This is a genomic window from Microcystis sp. M083S1 (genome assembly GCF_020246405.1).
GTDB lineage: Bacteria > Cyanobacteriota > Cyanobacteriia > Cyanobacteriales > Microcystaceae > Microcystis > Microcystis aeruginosa_C.
This window is the reverse complement of the sequence record NZ_JADBTB010000014.1, coordinates 21,527-41,541: the sequence shown is the minus strand read 5'-3', so window position 1 is coordinate 41,541 and position 20,015 is coordinate 21,527. Positions and strand designations below refer to the sequence as shown.

Here is a 20,015-nt window from a genome sequence, read left to right as displayed (position 1 = left end):
GGGGAGTTCAGTCCCCGTCCAGACGGGGTGATTCAGATAGCATAAATGCCCTCAAAAACAGCTTTAGCAGGACCTGTCATGTAAACCCGGTTATCGGTTTGGGACCAGTGAATCTGAAGACAACCACCGGGGAGTTCCACGGTACAGATGCGATCGCATTTGCCCGTTAACAGGGCCGCAACTACCACAGCACAAGCACCAGTACCGCAAGCGAGAGTAATTCCCGCTCCTCTTTCCCAGACACGCATCTTCATATAATCCGGCGCGATTACCTCCACGAACTCCACATTAGTCCGTTGGGGAAAAACCGGGTGATGCTCAAATTTTGGCCCGATAGTTTCTAGGGGAATAGAGGCCAGATCATCCACAAAAGTGACACAGTGGGGATTACCCATACTAACGCAAGTAACTAACCAATCTTTACCCTCCACCTCTAGGGGAACCGCGAGGACTTTTTCTGATCCATTGACCAAGGTGGTGGGGATTTCACTGCCTAGTAATTGCGGCGGTCCCATATCAACCGTTACCTGTTCATTAGCTTCTAAACGGGGAATTATCGTTCCTGCTAGAGTATGAATGCGATAGGTGCGGCCAATGGTGTTGTTAGCCTCTAAACGGGCGATAAATTGGGCTAGACAGCGAATACCGTTACCACACATTTCCGGTTCCGAACCATCAGAGTTGAAAATTCTCATGGTGTAGTCGGTTGCTGCTTGGCCGGGAAGCGCAAAAATCACGCCATCGGCACCGATGCCAAAATGTCGATCGCACATAGCCACGGCTATTTCCGCTGTGATCAGGGGTTCGGGACTGTGACGGTTATCTATCAAAATAAAATCATTGCCCAGGCCTTGATATTTGGTGAAGGGGATTTTCATGGTCAATAAAAGCTGCTCAACAGGAATAATAGAGGATGAACACCTCATCGATAAACTCATTATGTCTCAATTTGATCCTGGTCTGCCGAGTATTAAACAAGTACAGAGCTATATTCAAGAGAAACGGGAAGTAGAAATTAAGTTAAGCACCGATGATCTGCTCGTTGGTCGCATCCTTTGGCAAGATGCTAACTGTCTATACCTAGTTGATCACTACGATAAACCCACTTTAATTTGGCAACAGTCTCTAGTTTATTTAAGACCTAAAGCCTAGGAGGAAATTGGCGATATTTGGCCGTGGGATGCGCCCCGGACGCATCAAAAATTCAGTGCCAAGCAGATAGCTTTTGAGCAGATTTAACGTCAGTTGGGGTTAAGGAGATTTGGCCATGACTTCTAGCAAATAATCAGGTAGGCTAGCGAGGATAGCATCAGAATTTCAGTTGCTGGAAAATTTGGGTTAAATTGCCCAATAAAGTAAAGTCAGAGAGTCGGGCAGAGCGATCGCCATCCAACTTCAGATATAGATTGCCGCTCAGATGAAAAAGAATAAGCGGATTGTGTGCTAACAATTTGGGACACTGCTGTACATAACCTGTTATACTCTTGGGCAAAACGACTCCACCTCGATTGTTATGCTGGAAAATAAGGTCATGGCAGATGCCGCCTCTAATGAGCAGATACCTACTCTAGAATTATCGATCGTCATGCCCTGTCTCAACGAGGCGGAAACCCTGGCCACCTGTATCGGCAAAGCACGAGATTATCTGGAACGACAGAAAATTGCGGGAGAGGTACTAATCGCCGATAATGGCAGTAGCGATGGTTCCCAAGAAATTGCCACTAATTCAGGGGCGCGGGTGGTTCCTATCCAAGAAAGGGGTTATGGTAGCGCCCTGCGGGGGGGTATAGCGGCGGCCAAAGGTCAATACATTATTATGGGGGATGCCGATGATAGCTATGACTTTACCAATCTCTCGCCTTTCCTAGAAAAATTGCGACAGGGTTATGATTTGGTGATGGGCAATCGTTTTCAGGGGGGAATTAAACCAGGGGCGATGCCAGTATTGCATAAGTATCTGGGCAATCCTGTCTTGACTTGGTTAGGACGGTTATTTTTTGGCAGCCCCTGTGGTGATTTTCACTGTGGATTGCGCGGGTTTAGTAAACGGGCGATCGAACAATTGAACCTACGCACCACTGGCATGGAATTCGCCAGCGAGATGGTGGTGAAAGCATCCCTCTACGGCCTGAAAATTACCGAAGTACCAACCACTTTATCCCCTGACGGTCGCAGTCGTCCCCCCCACCTAAAAACTTGGCGCGATGGCTGGCGACATCTCCGATTTCTCTTAATGTATAGTCCTCGCTGGTTGTTTCTCTACCCCGGACTGGCTTTAATGTTTCTGGGGTTTGTGGCGACGATTTGGCTTATTCCTCAACCGAAAGTTCACACCCTTCTTTATTCAGCCACAGCTTTGATTATTGGCTTTCAAATTGTCAGTTTTGCCATCTTCACAAAAGCTTTTGCTATCAGCGAGGGTTTATTACCGGAAGACCGCAAGTTAAGACGATTTTTCCGTTATCTTAATTTGGAGGTGGGTTTGATCATCGGAGGAGGTTTAATCTTGTTGGGAATCGGAGGATCGATATATGCTTTTCAAACTTGGGAAGCGAGGCAATTCGGTACTTTAGACCCTGCTGTAACCATGCGTCTCGTGATTCCTTCAGTGACCTGTCTCGCTTTGGGAATACAGGTGATTTTTTCCAGTTTCTTTTTAAGTGTATTGCAACTAAAGAGAGGATAGATAGTTTCTCAGATACATGAGGTTCGTTCTGGCATCTGAAATACCTGATTAGTAAGGATTATTCCGTGCTTCACCTTGACCAGAAAGGCTGTAAGAGAAAGCAATTTGTCCTCAACCGGAGAAAACCACTCCTATTCAGCCTAATCAATGCTGTCCAACTCCATTAAAACTATCAACAACTATCTCCATAAGTCTGGCATTGAGGTTATTTCAAGGTTAGTAATTTACTAAAAATCCTCTTGTGATATAATCGGCACGACAAAGCAATTATTAAGCTAACCTTTAATCCAGGTAGTAATTATGACTATTAACAAAAAATTGTTGAGGAGATTTCTACATGATTATCCCTTTCAGCCCGCAACTGCTGTCTGGAGAGCGACAGAAATAGATCATGTGATAGCCTATCCCTTTCCCGAGGGATTTGGTCTCGATCTCGGTTGTGGTGACGGACAACTGACCCAAATCATTTTAGAATCTGTCGGGACAAGAAGCATGGTCGGTATAGATATAGACCCTCAAGAAGCGGCTTTAGCCGAAAAATCAGGAATTTACGAACGAATTCACATTACTCCCGCCGATCAAATTCCCGAAAAAGATTCCTGTTTTGATTGGGTATTTTCCAACTCAGTTTTAGAACATATACCTAATCTAGATGATGTGATTGCGGAAGTGTCTAGACTATTAAGGCCTGGTGGTCAATTTTTGTTAACCGTGCCAGGAGATAAATTTCACCAATGTTTGGGCGGCCCTGTGTTACCGTGGGTTTCTCTGGAAGAATATAGACGGGAAGTGGACGAGCGCTTTGCCTGCCTGCGATATTGGAGTGTAAAAGATTGGGAAAATCATCTTCTTCCTCATGGTCTTCAAATTGAACGGGCTACAGAATATCAGACCGCCAGCGAAGTAAGAAGATGGGAAACAATCGCCCGTTATACGTCAGGTATCATTTACGGATTGATGAAACGCAGTAAACAGCCGATCGAAATTCAGCGCTCTTTGGGAGTTAGAAAAGCGAGTGCTAAAATGCCTTGGTTTTTAGCCCGTATTCTCGCTAACTTGTTGAGCTTTAATCTAGATAAACCTGATTCTAGAAAGGTGGAATTAATGGGAGGATTGATGATTTTGGCTCGGAAGATCTAAAAGAATATGGGCGAACGGATTACCGCACTATCCATTCAGTTGCGGTGATCGATTCACTTCAAGTTTAGCTATTACATACCGCTTATAACCTCCTCTGTGCTATTTCCGCCCGCTTTTCCTTCCCTCGATCATGTCGGAGTACAAAATCAATAACTTATCTTTAAATCAATGACATGGAAAATTATCGATATAGTGGCTTTGATTATCTTCGAGGAATTGCCTGTGTGTTAGTCGTTCTGTGGCATTCTGGAGGATTAGACTTTTTACTATCTTTCGAGTTTATAAGAGAACTTACCCGTGTTTTTTATTATAACTTTTGTCTATTGTCGGTTCCCATTTTCTTTCAAATTTCTCTATTTTTGACCTATAGTAAAGGTGCCAGCTTTCAATATATCAAGAATAGAAAAGTTCCGCAGTTATTAAAAATATATTTTTTTTGGACGATTCTCGGAGCGATTGCGATATATATTCTGGGTGGCAGGATAAATTTCCCCTTTTCCCGAGGACTTGTCGGATCGATCATGTGGTTATTGCGAGGTGGAATCCGAATCGAACTATATTTCTTGGTATCCTTAATCCTAATCACCTCTTTAGTTTTTTTGAATCAATTTGTTTTTAGAGAAACAAAAAAATCTCTCGAATTACAGTTGATTTTACTACTATTTTCTTCGTCTCTCCTGTATATATATAAATTTGATTACTGGAATCCCTTGAACTTTATACCTTATATATTCTCATCTTTAATTATTTATGAATTTAGTAAAAATGGGATGTTTCTTGCCTCCACAACAAAAACAAGGACGATTAGCATATCGTTTTCGATTCTATTCATCCTGCTATCTATTGTAGAGTGGTTATGGTTATATGATCCGAAAGCTCAATTTTTGTTGCCGCCATACTCCCGAATCTCTTTGGTTATAGGAAGCTCTTTGATTTTACACCTGTCCTTAAAAATAAAATATAAACCCCCAGGTTTCCTGCTGCTTATTTCGAGTTATTCTCTGGGGATTTACTGTATACATTTTAATTTTATATACCCAGTCAACTACTTCAACCGACTATGGAACAACCTTTGGCCAAGTTTACCTGCAAAGCTAGAAAACAGTCTGACTTTTCTGACGATATTACTGCTATCCATCTTTTTTGTTTTCCTGTTAAGAAGAATCAAAATACTCAAGGGACTTACCTAACTATTGATGGTGAAAATTACCCAACTTCATCTTTCATAAATTAAACAAATATTATGGGGGAATTTACTGAATAATCTGAATCGTTCTGGAAATCATGTTATACTAAAGTGCCTCAGGGTAATTGATTGAAATTGTCTTTTGTCACTCCCAGAGTCAGAAGGTCAAGTGAGCATCTAGAAATCTAGGATTTTCTCTCGATCAATCAGAACGATAAATTTAAACCGTTGTCTGCTAGAAATTAAAATATGTCTCGAACTGTAGCGTCTAAGGAGTAATTAAGAAATGAAAGCGATCTGTCAATTATGTGATAGTGATCGGTCACGTCTCGCTTTTGTTAAAAACGGGTATGCTCATTTTGCTTGCTGTGATTGCGGTTCCCTGTATGTTTATCCCCGACCTAGTTCGGCTGAACTGCTCGAATTTTATCGACTCGAGCAGGGAAACCATCTGTCTCAATCCTGTTGGCAAGAGTCCCATAAACATAGCTGGGATTTATGGAAACATACTTTACAAGTCGCTCGAAATAAGGCTGGTTCTGGAAGACTTTTAGATATTGGATGTGGCAGTGGTGAATTTTTGCGTTTCGCTCAAAAAATGGGCTGGTCGGATGTGGAAGGAATTGAAGTAATTCCTGAAATTGCCGATATTGCAGGTCAGTTAACTGGGGCCAAAATTTATACTTCCGACTTTTTAGAAACTCCTTTAGCCGAGAATTCCTATGCGGTCATTACCCTCTGGGACGTGATCGAACATCTTAGTAATGTTCCGATGGTTTTAGAACGAATTTTTTCCTTACTTAAACCTGGAGGAATTGTCATTATAGGAACGGTGAATCAACAGGGAATTTCGATGCGCTTCTTTAAAGAAAAATCCCTAACTGTCATGCCACCAGAACACCTAACCTTTTTTACGAGTAAGGGGATGCGGCAAGCCTTAAAAAATCAGCATTTTACAGGTATAATGTGTTGGTCATGTATGATTTACTTGCGAGAATGGACTCGTTTTCTTTCTCGAACAACATCCAACAATACTGGAGATATAAAGGACTACGCAAATGTTCGATCAACCTTGACCGATTCCTCTCTATTTTTACAGCTAATTCGAGTTACCAACGTAGGTCTAAAGATTACAAATCTAGGTGATGAGTTAGTCGCTACTGCTCAAAAGGGAAAATTATAAAGTAAATGAAAAAGAGAAAAAATTGGTTGTTGCGAGACATTTATAGCTGGAAGTTCCTGCGATTTGTATTAGTGGGTTCCTTAGGATATATTTCGTCGATATTGATAATTTATTTGCTCACAGAAAAGCTCAAATTACATTACATAATATCTTGGCAAGTCGCTTGGTTTTTTAGTAATTTACTAACTTTTTATACTAATAAACTTTATACTTTTAATAGTAAAAAAAGAAATTTTTGGTTCGAGATATGGCGATATTATTTAGTCAATTCATCTAGTTTGTTCTTTGCTATAATTGGTGTGTATGTTATGGTAGAAGCTTTTCGAGTAAATTACCTAATTGCGAGTGTTTTAGTTTCTCTAATTTCTCTATTCTATAATTTTATACTACATAAAAAATGGAGTTTTAAGTAACCGATGAAAATAGCGATTATCTCGGAAGTATTCTTGCCAAATATTGGCGGAATGGAAATTCGATATAAAGAATTAGGTCGTACTCTAGTAAAGATGGGTCACCAAGTCGAATTGTACACCTTTCGCTTAAACAAATCCGATCCAGTTCAAGAAAATATTCACGGCATCATCGTCCATAGAATCACTAATGCTTTCCGTTACTTTACCAGCATTTGGGGATTACGAAACTATCCAGATGTTCTTTTTTTCACTCTCGCATTGTTACAGCGTAAAAAAGAACTAGAAGATTTCGATATTGTTCTCTTCAACAAATGGCCAGTCATCCCTTCTCTTGTGTTACCGAGCTTTATTAACAATAAGTTCGTGGTAGATTGGTGTGAGATATATGACAATCGTTTTTGGGACTTTATTTATCGTTTAATTACCTCTCGTAGAGAAATGTTACACATCTGTGTGAATCAAAAAATTTGTGATATTCTTCAGGAAAAGTACAAAGTAATCCCTCGAAGAACTAGAGCCATTCTGAGTGGCATAGATTCTCGAAAGTTCACCTGCAATATTGACAAAAAGCAAAATAAGAAAATTTTATTTTTAGGTAGGCTCGCCAAGCATAAAAACCCCGAGTTAGTCATTAAAGCTTTTCTAAAAAAATCCTTAAATACTCAAGGTTATTACCTCGACATCGTAGGAGGGGGGCCTTTATATAGCGAACTCAAAAAACACTACGATGGCAGCAATAACATTACTATTCATGGGACTGTAGATGAAGTCGACAAAGAGAATTTTCTCAAACAGGCGAGTTTATTAGTCCTACCGTCTCGGCGAGAGGGATTTCCCGTGGTTTGTGCGGAAGGGTCGGCTGCAGGTACACCAACTCTCACCGTATTGTATCCTGATAACGGAACCGTGAACGTAGTCACTCAATTCGGCATCGGTTGGATCGCCAACCCTAACTTGAACGAATTAGCGGATAAGATCGAGCGATATGGAGATATGGATTATTGGGAATGGCTACCCGTATCCCGATGGTGTGTTGAGCGGGCTAATCAGACTTTTGATTGGTCGATCGTCGCCGAAGAATTCTTAAGCTTCATCAGTGACTCGAATTCTAAAAATTATTAAATACTGGAACTGAGTCTAGAAAAAGTTGCCTAAGAGATCATGAACAGAAAATTTGTTTTGATAACAGGAGTTGCTGGGTTTTTAGGTCGATATATCGCTAGGCATTTCTATCAGGGTGGCTGGCAAGTAATCGGCATAGACACCTCGTCGCCTGAAAATGCACCGAGTGGAATTCTGAAACATTATTATTCTTTTAGGTTACCCAGCAAAGATGAATTAAATACCTTGCTCGATCAATACTCTCCCGATGCCTGTATTCATTGTGCTGGACGCGCTTCAGTCGGTCTTTCGATGAGCGAACCATCGGCAGATTTCTACGCGAATACCCTAGTAACTTTCGAGATGCTAAACGCCTTACGCCTTCACGCTCCTAGGTGTCGATTTATCTTTTTGTCCAGTGCGGCTGTTTACGGAAATCCAAGTTCTTTACCGATAGAAGAATCGCAAAGTTCTTCTCCTCTGTCTCCCTATGGATTTCATAAATTCTATAGCGAAAATCTTTGTTTAGAATTTTCTAAAATTTACAGTATTCCCACAGCTAGTTTACGAATTTTTTCCGCTTACGGACCAGGATTACGCCGTCAGGTAATTTGGGATATCTGTCAGAAAATTTTGAGCCAGAATCGATTAACTTTACAGGGTACAGGTCAAGAAAGTAGAGATTTTATTCATGCCGTCGATATTGCGAGAGCTACAGAAATTGTGATTCATTCCGCTCCTATGCGTGGGGAAGTATATAATCTAGCTAACGGGGAGGAGTGGAAAATTTCCGAGATCGCCGAACTGGTTTTACGAGCTATGGGAGTAGAGTATCCGATCAATTTTGACGGGATGTCAACTCCTGGCAATCCTCTTCGATGGCAGGCTTCGATCTCCAAGTTACAAGGACTAGGTTTTTCTCCCTCTATTAACATAGAACAGGGAATTACTACTTTCTGTAATTGGTGTCGAGCGGAATGGCAAGGACTAGAGTAAAAATCTTTTTAGAAACTTTACAGAAGATTATGCAGACAAAGAACTCCTATTTTTTAGATCTCACTCCTCTAAGAGAATTGATGCTTTCCCGAACCTTCTGGTTCAGTCTCAGCATCGTATTCTCCATTTTGTACAGTATCCTATTCTTACAAATCGCTTTCGGTAGCGAGTACAGCATTCAGGATGACGCACGCCGTAGTATTGTTTGGATGATGCGCTTCTCCGATTCAGAGCTTTTTCCCGATGATTTCCTGATGAACTATTATCAATGGGCGACTCCTTCGGCCCTAGCAAGTCTTTATAAATTGATGTCAATGGTGGGGATAAACGCCATACTTTTTAATAAGCTCGTACCGATCGCCCTAGGTTTAATATCTACCATTTATTGCTATCGAGTCTCCCTACAAATTCTGCCCGTACCTTTGGCTGGATTTATCTCTACACTATTTCTCAATCAAAATCTGTGGTTAAAAGATGATTTAGGTTCCGGTACCCCAAGAGGCTTTTTATACCCTCTTTTTCTGGCCTTTATCTATTACTTACTTCGCTCTTCCACGATTCCTTGTTTACTCTCTTTAATTTTACTGGCTTTCTTTTACCCTCCTTCGGTTCTGGTTGCTTCTGGAGTCTTAGTTCTCCGTCTCTTCTCCTGGAATAACCAAAGATTGCGTTTGACTACAGACCGAAAAGAGATTGTTTTTTGTATAGTCAGCTTGCTGGTTGTATTTTTAATCTTACTGACATATCTTTTCAAAAGTAGTGACTATGGAGCCATGGTTTCTCTGGCGGAAGCTCGAAATTTGTCAGAGTTCGGACAAGATGGTAAAATCGGATTTTTTCATCGAGAGCCGCTGACCTTTTGGACCTGTAATGATTATAGCGGTTTTTTCCCGAGAGATTGGTGTATTTTTAACCCCTTCAAGAGAAAATTTTTCCTCTTACCACCTCAAATTCTACTCGGACTAGCCCTGCCGATTATCCTCTATTATCGCTCCCATTTTTCTCTAGTGGAACGAATCACGAGCGCACGATTTATCCTGCCACAAATTTTGCTTTCCTCGCTCGCCTTTTATCTAATCTCTCACGCTGTCCTCTTCAAGCTATATTTACCGCAAAGATACACGGAACATAGCCTAAGGATAGTTTTCGCTATTGCGGGGGGAATCGCTTTATCGATGCTGATCGATAAACTGTTAGAATGGGGGGGTAAAAAGACTATAGCAAGTGGAATAACCATCATTATCTTTCTCCTACTTCAAGTAGCAATGATTTATTCCTACCTGCCGATTCTTTATTTCAATCGAACTCGTTCGCTCTTGCTGACTGGACTGATGGTCATCCAAGTATTGGGATTAGTTTATTTCGTCGGAAGAGATAGAAAAAAAACACTTCCCGCAAGAGAAGTTTGCTTATCGAGAGTTTTTTTAACCTATATAATGCTCATCGTTATTGCGGTATCCGCACTACTGTATCCGCTCTCTCTGAAAAAATACTATTTTTTCCCAAAAGTTAGCTATATTACGGGAAAGGAACCGGAGCTTTATCAGTTTTTAGCTAAACAGCCGAAAGATAGTCTCGTGGCTTCTCTCTCCCTAGAGGGTGATAATATTCCCTCCTTTGCCCTGCGTCCCGTGTTTGTCCACCGAGACTCCTTAGAACCCTATAACTTGTTATTCTATGAAAAACTTCGCCAAAGATATATCGACTTGATCGAGGCCCAATATAGTCCCGATCTGACTGCCGTGCAGAACTTTATCCAGAAAAATAACATTCGTTTTTGGTTACTCGATCGCTCCGCTTTTTCCCCAGACTACCCAATCGATAAAGTTGGCCTTCAATCCTTTGGATCGGTAACTTCTGATGCGGTAGAAAGACTGCAAGCGGGAACCCCCCTCGTTTTATCCCAGTTAAGCAAGAGTTGTTCGGTTGTCGAATCAAAAAATATTATCCTCTTAGATGCTTCATGTATTCTCGATGCAAAAAACCCGGTTCGGTAGTTGCGCGGGGAGTAGATAACTTCAGTTCGGGTTAAGGAGGTTTTGCCATGAATTCTAGGAAAGAATAGGGCTGACCGGCTACGGTAAAATTAGGGTTTCGGCTGATCCCGAACTCAGGTTAGTTATGATACTAGCTAATTTGATAGCTTTTTACTATCCTCCGATGCTGCCGCTTCTAGGCTGGTAATTGCGGTTTCTGCCGTCAAAATGTCAGGAATATCACTTAAACTGGCAGTTTGATAAACCTGTTCATTTCTAGCAAATAAATTGCTCATATCTTGAGAATAATTAGAAGCGATAGATAGCAAAGCTCCAGCAAAAATATAGAGAGGTAACGGTAAAATAAAACCCTTGGCCCACTGATAAAATTCCACCAACAAAAATAAGAAAACACAACCCACAACCCAGACTTTCATCGCACTTTTTCCCTATTTTTACGAGAAAAGGTGAGCAAAAAGCCCACCTTTTATTTAACTAATTCCAGTGAGAACTTATTCAATCACGGGAGCGATTAACTCGCGTCTTTCACCGGAAATTACTTTCACCTTACCTTCCTCATCGATATCGACCATGGCCGTATCCCCATCAGAAACCCGTCCGGAGAGAATTTCCTCAGCCAGAACATCTTCCAATAGACGCATAATCGCACGACGTAAGGGACGAGCGCCGTAGGCCGGATTATAACCCTCCTCGATCAAGCGTTCTTTAAACTTATCAGTAACAGACAAAGTAATATTTTGTTCTGTCAGACGTTTAAACACATCCTTGAGCAGGATTTCGGCGATTTCCTTGACTTCTTCCTTATTGAGTTGACGGAAGACAATAATCTCATCGAGACGGTTGAGGAATTCAGGGCGGAAATATTGTTTTAATTCCTCATTAACCAGCGATCGAATGCGATTATACTGGGCCTCGGCCTGATTATCGGCAAACTCGAAACCTAAACCACCGCCACCCTTCTCGATGACTTTAGAACCGATGTTCGAGGTCATAATCAACAGGGTATTTTTAAAGTCCACCGTGCGACCTTTGGCATCGGTCAAACGTCCATCTTCAAGGATTTGCAGAAGCATATTGAAGACATCGGGGTGAGCTTTTTCGATTTCGTCGAATAGCACCACCGTGTAGGGACGACGACGCACCGCTTCCGTTAATTGTCCCCCTTCGTTGTAACCAACGTAACCCGGAGGCGAACCGATTAACTTAGAAACCGTGTGCCGTTCCATGTATTCCGACATATCGAGACGGATCATCGCATCTTCCGAACCGAAGAAATAAGCGGCCAGAGCTTTAGTTAACTCGGTTTTACCCACCCCCGTTGGACCAGAGAAGATAAAGGAAGCAATGGGACGGTTGGGATTTTTCAGACCGACGCGAGCGCGACGAATGGCGCGGGACACCGCTTTAACCGCGTCCTCTTGACCGATGAGACGCTGATGCAGGGTATCTTCCATGTGCAGCAGTTTCTCGGATTCGGTTTCGGTCAGTTTGTTGACGGGAACCCCAGTCCAAGAAGCGACGATGTGAGCGATTTCCTCGGCATCCACAAAGGGTTCATCGTTGCCATCTTCGCCTTTTTTGGTAGAAGCGAGATTCCGGATCTGGGTTTTGATTTCCATTTCCCGATCGCGCAATTCCCCAGCTTTCTCGAAGTCTTGACCGCGCACCGCGTCATCTTTTTGTTTGAGAATTTGCCGCAGTTCCTTGTCTAATTCCTTGGCTGCCGGTGGCAATTGGGAATTAATCAAGCGCACTCTCGAACCAGCTTCATCGATTAAATCGATCGCTTTGTCCGGTAAGAAGCGATCGCTAATGTAGCGATCGGACAATTTCGCCGCCGCTTCTAGCGCTTCGTCTAAGATTTTTAGTTTATGGTGCTGTTCGTAGCGTTCCCGGAGACCGTAGAGAATTTCGATCGTTTCTTCTACGGAGGGTTCACCGACCATAACCGGTTGAAAACGTCTTTCTAGAGCCGCATCCCGTTCGATATGTTTGCGATACTCATCCAAGGTCGTCGCCCCGATACATTGTAGTTCTCCCCGGGCCAAAGCCGGTTTGAGAATATTGGCCGCATCGATCGCCCCTTCGGCTGCCCCAGCACCGATGAGAGTATGAACTTCATCGATAACAAGGACGACGTTACCCGCTTGGCGAATTTCGTCCATGATTTTTTTGAGGCGTTCCTCAAATTCGCCGCGATATTTGGTTCCCGCCACTAACAAGCCGATATCGAGGGTGACAACCCGTTTTTCTTCGAGAATGTCGGGAATATCCTTGTTAGCGATGCGTTGGGCCAATCCTTCTGCGATCGCTGTTTTACCTACCCCCGGTTCCCCGATTAGGACTGGGTTATTTTTGGTACGACGACCGAGAATTTGGATAACGCGCTCGATTTCCTTTTGTCGGCCGACCACGGGATCGAGTTTACCCTCGCTGGCCATTTGGGTGAGATTGGAACCGAATTCATCAAGAGTGGGGGTTTTAGTGCGACCTTGGGAAGATGAACCGGCGGCCACTTCGGCGGTTTCCCCTAACATTCTGATCACCTGGGTGCGAACTTTCGAGAGATCCACGCCGAGATTTTCCAGAACCCTAGCGGCCACACCTTCCCCTTCGCGAATTAGTCCTAAAAGGAGATGTTCTGTGCCAATATAGTTATGGCCCAGTTGACGGGCTTCTTCGAGGGAGAGTTCTAAAACTCGTTTGGCTCTGGGGGTGAAGGGAATTTCCACGGCTACGAATCCGGAACCGCGACCGATGATTTTCTCCACCTCCACGCGCGCATCTTTGAGATTGACACCCATGGACTTGAGGACTTTGGCGGCAACTCCCGTTCCCTCTCCAATTAGTCCTAGTAAAATCTGCTCTGTTCCCACGAAGTTATGGCCAAGGCGGCGGGCTTCTTCTTGGGCGAGCATGATTACTTTAATGGCTTTTTCCGTAAATCTTTCAAACATAGCCTATCCATCACCTACACAAGCGACCCTAGATATGCTGATTTTAGCACGGCTTTTTAGTTTAGCCCTCTTTCAGTGATCAGTTATTGGGGAGCGGCCTGGAAACCTGCCGATAAGTGGTTCACCCTTGCATAATCAATCCCCTAGGCTCGTGGTTGTACCCATCCCTCGATCGCTTGACTATTGATCGCCCATTTTCAGGTCAAAACTCGAAGTATAAGCAGATTAAATATTACTAGCTATTGACAAATGAGTATATATGTTGTAGGACGGGGTGACATACAGAAAGTTGACCCCTATCGTTGCTCTGGAGAGTGTTATGCAGAAAGTTGACCTATAATATATAGTTAGGTCGCTTAGTATTTGAGTCATCAATATGTATGCCTAAACTAACGCTTCAAGTCCGAACCCATGACAACTTGTTAGAACTACTCGCTCAATCTGAATCGGGAGCTTGTCTGTATGGATATCGCAGCTACACTAAATGAAATTACAACTTTAAGTGTTGAGGATAGAATCCTTCTGGTTCAAGCGATTTGGGAAAGTATTCCAGTCGAACAGGTGTATCCTGATTTAACCGAGGCGCAAAAACACGAACTCGATCAGCGGATTGAGGGTCATAATAATGATCCCGATAACGTCCTCACCTGGGAAGAGATGAAAGCATCAGTCAGAAAGCAAGCATGAAGTATGTACTGGTATTTCGTCCAGAAGTCCGTGACGACCTCAGGGATGCCTATGATTGGTATGAGAGTCAACAAGCTGGTTTGGGTGATGAATTTATTGATTGTGTAGATAACTTACTCAATCAGATCGGCATGATGCCAGAGTCTTATGCAATCGTTTATCTGGACATTCGACGAGCAGTCATCAAACGATTCCCATATGCTGTCTACTATCGAGTGATTTCAAGTCGGGTCGTTGTGACCGCGATTTTTCATGGTCGGCGTGATCCAAAGTCATGGCGATTGCGAACCTAACAACCCCAATGCACCCGACCATTGAGGTTATTGGTTAGTGCGATGCCAAAGGCACTGCGTAGCAGAGCGCATCGCCTCGTAGGTTGGGTTGGGCAAAACAATACTGGGGCGAAAATAGCTCAATTGGAAGCTTAAAGTTCATTAATAATTATTGATTGTTGCTTATTTTATAGCTGCTGTGGTTGTGAGACTAAACCCATTCTTGCTCAAAAAGTAAAAAGGGAAATATATTCCCTTTTTCTGGCTTTTATGGACCCATATCCTAAACGATTTCGGGTTTAACACCTCTTTGGTCGAGAATTTTCTGTAATTCTGCTTCGTCGGTTTTGGTCAAAGAAGTGCGTAATACTTTACCTCCGTAGGGGGCCACTTCATCGAGGACCTTATCGGGGGTAACTTTTTGGACGAGAACAAAGAGAGCAGATGTACCCGGCTGCAGGGTTTCTCCCAATTCCCGCATAAAATTGTCATCCACACCGATATCACTTAAAGCACCTCCCAAAGCGCCACCAGCAGCACCGAGAACAACCCCCAAGAGAGGGGATAAAAAGAGTGTACCGATTAATAATCCCCAGAAACTGCCACTAGCGGCTCCCGCTGCCGTTAAATTGACCGCTTGCTTGAGTTTAATCTCGCCATCTTTGTTTTTAACCACTACGGCGGCATCTTCTAGCTCGATGAGATGTTCCCGTTGCAGTTTAGCCAAAGTTAAACGAACTTCTTCTGCTTTAAATTCGTCCTCATAGGCGATGACAAATAGATCAGCCATGGTTTTTCCTCGATTATTAGTAAATAAAACTTTTATACACTACTTTTGCCGGATTAAAAAGTTTGAGGTATCGGAGAATACCGAAAACCCATGGGGATTAGGTGTCATAGATACGAGCTTCAAAAGCATCGGGATTTTCTTGACAGTATTCCTCAAAATAAGTTTTTTCCGGTTTTTTAGCGCGTTGGTGTGCCAATTCTGCCTGTAATTCCTCAACAATATCCCAAGCTGCAGCACAATCGGGAGAATTTCCCCCTTTTTCAGCACATACTGCCCGGGCAATATCTCTAGCTTTGATAATCTCCGCTTCTAAATCAAGACTGCGGGGCTTTTCGACGGCGTTACCTTTATGGAGAATGTCACTAACAGAGATAACACCGAGCAAACCGCCTTTAATTACCGGTGCGAAACGAATACCGGTATTAGCAAATAAGCGGGCCACATATTCAACCCCGAGGTCGGGATTAATCACGATGCAGGGTTTGCTCATCACTTCATAGACGCGCACTTTTTGCGGATCTTGACCGAAAGCGACGACTTTATAGACAATATCGGTTTCGGTGATAATTCCGTAAGCATCTTCATCGTGACGACGATCAACAATGAGAGTTCTAATGTTCTTTTCTCTCATCAATTGTACCGCTTTGGCAACGGTTTCAGAACCTTTAATCTTGGCCACCTCCGTGGTCATAATTTCAGCTGCTTTCATAGTCATAGTTGGAGAAGTTAAGTTGTGCCTTTGTTATTTTAGGGTATAAACTGACCCGTAATACTGACGGCTGACGGCTAAAAAACCGCTCCCTGATTAACGCCATTCTACCAGTTGTCGTTCTTGGACGACCAAACCATATACTGTCTCGGTTTGACGGGCTAAATTCGCCCAATGAAAGCGTTTTTCTAGGTCTTGGTAGGCGTTATTAACTAATTTTTGAGCGTATTCGGGATTATTTAAAACCTCTAAAATGCCCCAAGCGAGGGAATCAGGATTATTGACGCGGGTGACAATTCCCGTTTGGCCATGACGGACAACTTCGGGAAAACCGCAGGTATCGGAAACTACCACGGGAACCCTAGCGGCGAAACTTTCCAGGGCGACAATGCCAAAAGGTTCGTAAAGACTGGGAAAAACGGCACAATCGGCCACAGTTTGGAAGCGATCGAGGTTTTCATCGGACATAAAGCCCGTAAAATAACAATGATGCCAGATACCGAGATGCCAGGCCTGTTGCTTGAGTTTGTCGGTATTGCCGCCACCGATAATGACAAATTTAGTTTGACCCTCGGTCTGGGCCAGGACTTTTGGGGCAGCGTTGAGTAACACCGAAACCCCCTTTTCAAAGGTCATACGCCCGACGTAATAGACGATTTTTTCGTGATCTTCGGCATATTGACGACGAAAAGCTCGGTAATCAAAGTTAGGGTCTCTTTGCTTTTTCTCGGCCCGAATACCGTTATAAACCACATCGATTTTATCCCAGGGTGCGCCCAAGGCCCGATGGACTTCATGGCGCATATAGCCGGTACAGACGATAACGCGCCAAGCATTATAGACGAGGGTTCCCTCTTTGCTGCCGATATAGCGTTGGGTGTCGGTGTGCAGTCCGTTATAACGTCCGTATTCCGTGGCGTGAATCGTGGCAATCAGGGGTATTTTAAAGAGATGTTTCAGGGCAATGGCCGCATCCCCTACTAACCAATCGTGAGCATGAACAAGGTCAAATTTTCCGTATTCGGCGATTATTTTGCCGCCTTGTTGTCCCATGCTGTTATTCATGTTGACCACCCAATGGAAAAAGTCATTGCCGGGGGGTACGGGGACGCGGTGGATGTGAATACCTTCCACCAGTTCATAACTGGGGGCCTGACCGAATTCGATCGTGATTAAATGGACTTCATGACCGAGTTTGACGATTTCGGGATAGAGTTCAGCGACATGACGGGCGATACCGCCCACTAATCGCGGTGGAAATTCCCACGCCAACACTAAAATCCTCATTTTTCCCTAACCTCGACCTGATTTAAGCTTGTAGGTAATCTTGACATCCCCATGGTATCTATTTTGGCTCTGGTTTCTTCCTCTAATTGCCACTCTCCCTGCGCCAGTCTTGAGAGGATTTCTTGTCGCCACTTGTTTAATTGTTCCTGAAAAGCGGCCGTTTGTAGATCGTTGCGCCAGAAAATTAGGGCCGATTCGCCAGTTTGCGAATAATAATTTTTCCGCTCTCCAGCGACGCGGAAGCCAAAATGCTCGTAGAGTGCGATCGCTGACTGGTTCGACACCCTCACCTCTAGCGTAGCCCTTTCCAGTTGTCTTTGTACAGCCTTTTCAAGAAGTTTGTAGAGAAGCAGTTTTCCTAATCCTTGTCTTTGATAGTCGGGATAAATTGCCAGGAGGGTAATATGCGCTTCTTCGAGAATTGCCCAAAAACAAGCCAATCCGATTAGGGTTTCGTCCTTCTGGTCCAAGTTAAGAATTAATAATTCACTGTTGGGGCTGTTTAATTCCCGTTCATAACCGGATAGGGTCCAAATACCGCCGAGACTGCTGCGATCAAGAGACACCATGGCGGCAAGATGCTCTGATTTTGGGGTTTTAAGCTGTATTTTTGCCATTGATCGGGAATGGGAGAATTATGAATTATGAATTATGAATTATGAATTATGGTTCTTCGTTACTTGGTATGGTTCGATATGGGGGCATAAATCGACTAAATCCTTATCTGGCAAGAGATTTAATTGATTAGTTCGCTCCAGATCGCAAACAATTGACAAAAATTGCGGTAATGTCTGTTTCTATAAGGGTTTCATCCCTTATAACCCCCGTCCATTGCATAACACAAACCGAAGAACCTGAATTATCAAGTGGGGAGAAGGGGGAGGGTAGAAAAAGCTGACGGCTGACGGTTTCAAGATAACAAAGGCCGAATCTAAAACCTAATTGGTTAAGTTAAAAGCTTTGAGGTACTTAGTTTCTAACCTTCTTTTTAGGTAGGAGAATTGCCAGATTCTGTCTTTTGCCTCTTGACTGTTGGCTCTTGCCTTGAGAAGCTGATCACTGAAACATCACCCATCTTAATTTTTTTTGGCGGCCATCGTTAAGCGTTTTAATCTGGTTCTTAACATTTTGCCAGTATTCTCAAAATTGAATAGTATAGATTGGAATAACTCAATGTACGCAAACCTATGGATGGCAGCTTAATCCTGTTCAATATTCTCAATCCGCCGGTTTTGTTCTTTTTCTTAGGAATGCTGGCAGTATTTTTTAAATCCGACCTAGAGATTCCCCAACCACTGCCTAAACTCTTTTCTCTCTATCTTTTGATGGCGATTGGTTTCAAGGGAGGCTATGAACTAGCGGAAAGTGGCATCAATAACCAAATCGCTTTAACTTTGATTGCCTCTGTGGTTATGGCTTGCATCGTTCCCATTTACACTTTCTTTATCCTGAAAATTAAACTCGATAGTGCCAATGCAGCAGCGATTGCAGCCGCCTATGGTTCCATTAGTGCCGTTACTTTCATCACCGCCAGTTCTTTTTTAGAAAAACTGCATATTTCCTATGGCGGTCACATGGTAGCGGCCTTAGCTTTAATGGAATCGCCAGCGATTGTAGTGGGTTTAATCCTGGTGCGAGTCTTTAAAGAGAAAAATGGCGAAGAAGAAGCATTTTCTTGGTCAAAGGTTCTACATGAAGCCTTTTTAAATGGCTCGGTATTTCTCTTAGTCGGTAGTGTTATTATTGGTATGCTGACGGGGGAAAAAGGCTGGGAAAAATTAGAACCTTTCACCCAAGGGATTTTTTATGGTGCTTTAACTTTCTTTCTCCTTGATATGGGATTAGTGGCGGCGAAAAGAATTCGAGAATTAGGCAACACTGGTCCTTTTCTCATCGGTTTCTCGGTATTTATTCCCGTCATCAATGCTATGGTGGGCATCCTCATCGCTAAGGTTCTCGGATTTGAACAGGGCAATGCTTTATTATTCGCTGTTTTGTGTGCCAGTGCCTCTTATATTGCTGTTCCTGCGGCCATGAGAATGACTGTTCCCGAAGCGAATCCTAGTTTATACGTTTCTATGGCCTTGGCTTTAACTTTTCCTTTCAATATCATCATCGGTATTCCTCTGTACCTAGAGATGATCAAAATCATTGGCTGTGGAGTCTAAAAAGCCCAGCGGTTTTTAAATAATTCCTGTCAAAAGTTTTCTCTTTCACTTGTACCTTTTTTACTTAACTACCATGCTTGAATCCCCGCATCCTTCCCTACAAACTGTCAAAAAAGTGGACATAATTGTTAGTCATGCTTTTCTGGAAGAAACCTTAAGCGTTCTTGATGTTGTCGGAGTTTCCGGTTATACCGTCTTTGGCAATACTTCGGGAAAAGGCGATCGAGGTTTATCCTGTGATGACTTGGATTGTGATTACAGTGGTAACTACATTATGACCGTTTGTAATAGTGACGAACAACTCGGTCGTCTAATCGATAAAATTCAGCCTTTTTTAAAAAAAGCCGGCGGAATTTTTGTGGTGACTACGGCCCAATGGCTAAGTCATTAGACCTCTTGTAAAAATCAAAAATTGTTCCGGTTGATTAGGAGTCAGTAGTCAG

Annotated in this window: 20 protein-coding genes; 13 read left to right on the top strand and 7 right to left on the bottom strand. The window is 43.1% G+C overall.

The window, feature by feature from the left end; genetic code table 11:
- Positions 1-32: 32 nt before the first annotated feature.
- Complete coding sequence (gene dapF, locus IM450_RS01120) at positions 33-878, bottom strand: diaminopimelate epimerase (RefSeq protein ID WP_043997812.1); 846 nt, start codon at positions 876-878, stop codon at positions 33-35.
- Positions 879-939: 61 nt separating this feature from the next.
- Between dapF and IM450_RS01115 the strand changes: the two genes are divergently transcribed.
- The 9 genes from IM450_RS01115 to IM450_RS01080 all read left to right on the top strand — a co-directional run bounded on the left by IM450_RS01115 (position 940) and on the right by IM450_RS01080 (position 10,702).
- Positions 940-1,152 carry an Hfq-related RNA-binding protein gene (locus IM450_RS01115; RefSeq protein ID WP_002733331.1) on the top strand — a complete coding sequence of 71 codons (213 nt, stop codon included), beginning with the start codon at positions 940-942 and terminating at the stop codon, positions 1,150-1,152.
- Positions 1,153-1,513: 361 nt separating this feature from the next.
- Positions 1,514-2,686 (top strand): glycosyltransferase family 2 protein, encoded by a 1,173-nt coding sequence (locus IM450_RS01110; protein ID WP_287667221.1) that lies wholly within the window; start codon positions 1,514-1,516, stop codon positions 2,684-2,686.
- Between the two features lie 300 nt (positions 2,687-2,986).
- The gene (locus tag IM450_RS01105) at positions 2,987-3,826 is read left to right on the top strand and encodes a class I SAM-dependent methyltransferase (protein WP_002787626.1); all 840 of its coding nucleotides are present in this window, start codon (positions 2,987-2,989) and stop codon (positions 3,824-3,826) included.
- A 173-nt stretch (positions 3,827-3,999) separates the two neighbouring features.
- Complete coding sequence (locus IM450_RS22365; protein WP_353736970.1) at positions 4,000-5,016, top strand: acyltransferase family protein; 1,017 nt, start codon at positions 4,000-4,002, stop codon at positions 5,014-5,016.
- A 282-nt stretch (positions 5,017-5,298) separates the two neighbouring features.
- Positions 5,299-6,195, top strand: coding sequence for a class I SAM-dependent methyltransferase (locus IM450_RS01095; RefSeq protein ID WP_002787628.1), 897 nt, complete (start codon positions 5,299-5,301; stop codon positions 6,193-6,195).
- Between the two features lie 5 nt (positions 6,196-6,200).
- Positions 6,201-6,608 (top strand): GtrA family protein, encoded by a 408-nt coding sequence (locus IM450_RS22360; RefSeq protein ID WP_353736971.1) that lies wholly within the window; start codon positions 6,201-6,203, stop codon positions 6,606-6,608.
- A 51-nt stretch (positions 6,609-6,659) separates the two neighbouring features.
- Positions 6,660-7,730, top strand: coding sequence for a glycosyltransferase family 4 protein (locus tag IM450_RS01090; RefSeq protein WP_287720570.1), 1,071 nt, complete (start codon positions 6,660-6,662; stop codon positions 7,728-7,730).
- A gap of 39 nt (positions 7,731-7,769) precedes the next feature.
- Complete coding sequence (locus IM450_RS01085) at positions 7,770-8,705, top strand: NAD-dependent epimerase/dehydratase family protein (protein ID WP_287667231.1); 936 nt, start codon at positions 7,770-7,772, stop codon at positions 8,703-8,705.
- Positions 8,706-8,833: 128 nt separating this feature from the next.
- Complete coding sequence (locus IM450_RS01080) at positions 8,834-10,702, top strand: hypothetical protein (RefSeq protein WP_287688695.1); 1,869 nt, start codon at positions 8,834-8,836, stop codon at positions 10,700-10,702.
- A gap of 134 nt (positions 10,703-10,836) precedes the next feature.
- On the opposite strand, the gene IM450_RS01075 is transcribed toward IM450_RS01080, so the two are convergent.
- Positions 10,837-11,118, bottom strand: coding sequence for a hypothetical protein (locus tag IM450_RS01075; protein WP_287667236.1), 282 nt, complete (start codon positions 11,116-11,118; stop codon positions 10,837-10,839).
- A gap of 75 nt (positions 11,119-11,193) precedes the next feature.
- Positions 11,194-13,659 (bottom strand): ATP-dependent Clp protease ATP-binding subunit, encoded by a 2,466-nt coding sequence (locus IM450_RS01070; protein ID WP_002732350.1) that lies wholly within the window; start codon positions 13,657-13,659, stop codon positions 11,194-11,196.
- Positions 13,660-14,121: 462 nt separating this feature from the next.
- Here IM450_RS01070 and IM450_RS01065 point away from each other — a divergent pair, with 462 nt between their 5' ends.
- Together IM450_RS01065 and IM450_RS01060 are read left to right on the top strand one after the other, a co-directional pair.
- The gene (locus IM450_RS01065) at positions 14,122-14,346 is read left to right on the top strand and encodes an addiction module protein (RefSeq protein ID WP_002801678.1); all 225 of its coding nucleotides are present in this window, start codon (positions 14,122-14,124) and stop codon (positions 14,344-14,346) included.
- Complete coding sequence (locus tag IM450_RS01060) at positions 14,343-14,639, top strand: type II toxin-antitoxin system RelE/ParE family toxin (RefSeq protein WP_287667239.1); 297 nt, start codon at positions 14,343-14,345, stop codon at positions 14,637-14,639. Before IM450_RS01065 ends, IM450_RS01060 begins: the two co-directional genes overlap by 4 nt.
- A gap of 262 nt (positions 14,640-14,901) precedes the next feature.
- Here the strand turns inward: IM450_RS01060 and IM450_RS01055 are convergent, their stop codons facing one another.
- From IM450_RS01055 to rimI, 4 genes are all read right to left on the bottom strand, one after another.
- Positions 14,902-15,408, bottom strand: coding sequence for a DUF1269 domain-containing protein (locus tag IM450_RS01055; RefSeq protein ID WP_002801676.1), 507 nt, complete (start codon positions 15,406-15,408; stop codon positions 14,902-14,904).
- Positions 15,409-15,505: 97 nt separating this feature from the next.
- Positions 15,506-16,123: a CP12 domain-containing protein gene (locus IM450_RS01050; RefSeq protein ID WP_002756663.1), complete on the bottom strand. Its 618-nt coding sequence runs from the start codon at positions 16,121-16,123 to the stop codon at positions 15,506-15,508.
- A gap of 90 nt (positions 16,124-16,213) precedes the next feature.
- A complete protein-coding gene (locus IM450_RS01045) occupies positions 16,214-17,404 on the bottom strand; it encodes a glycosyltransferase family 4 protein (protein ID WP_287667243.1) in 1,191 nt (396 codons plus the stop codon).
- A complete protein-coding gene (gene rimI, locus IM450_RS01040; protein WP_287667245.1) occupies positions 17,401-18,021 on the bottom strand; it encodes a ribosomal protein S18-alanine N-acetyltransferase in 621 nt (206 codons plus the stop codon). Before rimI ends, IM450_RS01045 begins: the two co-directional genes overlap by 4 nt.
- A gap of 570 nt (positions 18,022-18,591) precedes the next feature.
- On the opposite strand from rimI, the gene IM450_RS01035 reads away from it, so the two are divergent.
- Together IM450_RS01035 and IM450_RS01030 are read left to right on the top strand one after the other, a co-directional pair.
- Positions 18,592-19,572: a sodium-dependent bicarbonate transport family permease gene (locus IM450_RS01035; RefSeq protein WP_287667248.1), complete on the top strand. Its 981-nt coding sequence runs from the start codon at positions 18,592-18,594 to the stop codon at positions 19,570-19,572.
- Positions 19,573-19,645: 73 nt separating this feature from the next.
- Entirely contained in the window at positions 19,646-19,963 is a 318-nt protein-coding gene (locus tag IM450_RS01030; RefSeq protein ID WP_002801670.1) for a P-II family nitrogen regulator, read from the top strand.
- Positions 19,964-20,015: the final 52 nt, after the last annotated feature.

Coding starts and splice junctions, on each gene's coding strand:
- dapF (WP_043997812.1), bottom strand. CDS start 878: ATGAAAATCCCCTTCACCAAATATCAAGGCCTGGGCAATGATTTTATT.
- IM450_RS01115 (WP_002733331.1), top strand. CDS start 940: ATGTCTCAATTTGATCCTGGTCTGCCGAGTATTAAACAAGTACAGAGC.
- IM450_RS01110 (WP_287667221.1), top strand. CDS start 1,514: ATGCTGGAAAATAAGGTCATGGCAGATGCCGCCTCTAATGAGCAGATA.
- IM450_RS01105 (WP_002787626.1), top strand. CDS start 2,987: ATGACTATTAACAAAAAATTGTTGAGGAGATTTCTACATGATTATCCC.
- IM450_RS22365 (WP_353736970.1), top strand. CDS start 4,000: ATGGAAAATTATCGATATAGTGGCTTTGATTATCTTCGAGGAATTGCC.
- IM450_RS01095 (WP_002787628.1), top strand. CDS start 5,299: ATGAAAGCGATCTGTCAATTATGTGATAGTGATCGGTCACGTCTCGCT.
- IM450_RS22360 (WP_353736971.1), top strand. CDS start 6,201: ATGAAAAAGAGAAAAAATTGGTTGTTGCGAGACATTTATAGCTGGAAG.
- IM450_RS01090 (WP_287720570.1), top strand. CDS start 6,660: ATGGAAATTCGATATAAAGAATTAGGTCGTACTCTAGTAAAGATGGGT.
- IM450_RS01085 (WP_287667231.1), top strand. CDS start 7,770: ATGAACAGAAAATTTGTTTTGATAACAGGAGTTGCTGGGTTTTTAGGT.
- IM450_RS01075 (WP_287667236.1), bottom strand. CDS start 11,118: ATGAAAGTCTGGGTTGTGGGTTGTGTTTTCTTATTTTTGTTGGTGGAA.
- IM450_RS01070 (WP_002732350.1), bottom strand. CDS start 13,659: ATGTTTGAAAGATTTACGGAAAAAGCCATTAAAGTAATCATGCTCGCC.
- IM450_RS01065 (WP_002801678.1), top strand. CDS start 14,122: ATGGATATCGCAGCTACACTAAATGAAATTACAACTTTAAGTGTTGAG.
- IM450_RS01060 (WP_287667239.1), top strand. CDS start 14,343: ATGAAGTATGTACTGGTATTTCGTCCAGAAGTCCGTGACGACCTCAGG.
- IM450_RS01055 (WP_002801676.1), bottom strand. CDS start 15,408: ATGGCTGATCTATTTGTCATCGCCTATGAGGACGAATTTAAAGCAGAA.
- IM450_RS01050 (WP_002756663.1), bottom strand. CDS start 16,123: ATGACTATGAAAGCAGCTGAAATTATGACCACGGAGGTGGCCAAGATT.
- IM450_RS01045 (WP_287667243.1), bottom strand. CDS start 17,404: ATGAGGATTTTAGTGTTGGCGTGGGAATTTCCACCGCGATTAGTGGGC.
- rimI (WP_287667245.1), bottom strand. CDS start 18,021: ATGGCAAAAATACAGCTTAAAACCCCAAAATCAGAGCATCTTGCCGCC.
- IM450_RS01035 (WP_287667248.1), top strand. CDS start 18,592: ATGGATGGCAGCTTAATCCTGTTCAATATTCTCAATCCGCCGGTTTTG.
- IM450_RS01030 (WP_002801670.1), top strand. CDS start 19,646: ATGCTTGAATCCCCGCATCCTTCCCTACAAACTGTCAAAAAAGTGGAC.